Origin of the sequence: Candidatus Cardinium sp. cByotN1 (genome assembly GCF_022810525.1) — a bacterium.
In the GTDB taxonomy this organism is placed as follows: Bacteria; Bacteroidota; Bacteroidia; order Cytophagales; family Amoebophilaceae; genus Cardinium.
In genome coordinates, this window is sequence record NZ_JAACGG010000181.1 from 1 (window position 1) to 1,704 (window position 1,704).

The window sequence follows — 1,704 nt, forward strand, 5'->3', positions numbered from 1 at the left end:
GCGGAAAGCGCCCCTTAAAGCTGGAAAAACAGCATCCACCCTGCAACATCCATTCCAGCTGTTTTTCTATGTCAGCTATAAGGGGCGCTTGCTGATCGCAACTATTTTACAAGGGGCGTTTTTACTAGAACCGCCATGGCGTTCCTTGAGTGCATAGACAAGGTATCTATTCACCAATATGGTTTGCTAGCATTGGCTAAATTAAAAATAACTTTTTGATTCTAGTTGTATTTAGTTCTCATTATAAAGCAAAGAGATAGATTTTTTTCCTCGATAGTTATTTCGTTACATTATTCGTAGTTAATATTCCTGGATATAACAGGGATAATATTCAGTACCTGAATACGCAGAAAGTGATCCTTGATCGAAAAGAGGTTCTTTTTTACAGTATCTTGCATACAGTACGTACTCCCTAACTTCTTTTGCTTTATTACCATAATTTTTATCGATATATTTATCTATTATCGCACACAACTTATTAGCATACTCCTGAGAGATGCTCTTATCCTCTACCTTGTCTTCAATTTTACGCGCAATTATACCAAGTTCAGTATTTTCTAAACGACGAGGTAGCAATGCTAAAATAGAGCTAAACATTTTGCTTTCTTTGTTTTTGCCTTCTAGCTTACTGGAGATCCAAGAGACATTATTAGGCGACTTAGGTAAGATTACAGAATTGCTGTCTTGAGGCAAATAACTACGCCCAATTACAGAATACTCATCTGTAGCTTTTTTGAAAAGCTCCTTAATCACGCAATCTGCACCAAGCTTATCTACTATTTGTTTAAATACTAGTTTAAAAGGTTTTATTTTATTTTCTTCCTTACAATGATCAACAAGATAATGAAGTACTGTCATACCATCGTCATCTTCTTTACATAAACTACCTGAAGAAATATTCTCTAATATAATTTTCCAGGTATCACTATCATAACTCGACATAGCAAGATAATGTAATGGGGTCATATTAGAACCATCTTGCAGACATAAAGAAGATTCAGGAAGTTTTTCTAATATAATTTGCCAAATATTCCCACCAGCACCTGACATAGCAAGATGATGCAGTGGGGTCATGCCACTCTTATCTTTGATATATAAAAATTTAGAAAATTCCTGTTGAAGATCAGCTAAATTCTTTAATATAATTTCCCAGGCATCAATGTGACCATCTAACATAGCAACATAATGCAGTAGCGTTCTCTTATTTTCATCTTGCTCACGTAAATGATCTACAGAAAAGTCAGGTTGTTCGAATAGTTTCATGAATACACAATGAAACATTTCCGGAACTTTTTCAGAGACCTTATCAGGTGATAATAGTGATACTACTTGCTTAACAGCCTTTAACAGATCCTCAAACTTACCAGTTCGATATTGCAATAAAATTTTAACCAATTTTATCTTGGTGTTTTTTATAGCCCACAACAAACAATCTTTTGCCTCTGATAAATCAAGGGCCTGAACCTCCTTTTTTTTATTTTTTTCAGAAAGTCTTTTTAATCTATTCCAATACGCTTCAGGATTAAATAATACCTTCTTTGACGTACTTAATTCATCGTCTACCTTTTCATTCTCTTCTATTGAACCAAGATCACCTACACCACTATCCGAACCTACAGAATTAGTTGGTGTTGTATCTACAGGATTGATTGTTGCAGGCGAACTTAGCTCAGGACTAATCTTGGCTTTATCACATTGACCTAA

At 34.9% G+C, this 1,704-nt stretch carries 1 protein-coding gene; it reads right to left on the bottom strand.

Annotated features, from left to right (window positions below; all coding sequences use genetic code 11):
- Positions 1–300: 300 nt before the first annotated feature.
- Positions 301–1,704, bottom strand: a 1,404-nt coding sequence (locus MUW73_RS04320) for an ankyrin repeat domain-containing protein (RefSeq protein WP_243575308.1), incomplete at its 5' end; no start/stop codon positions are given.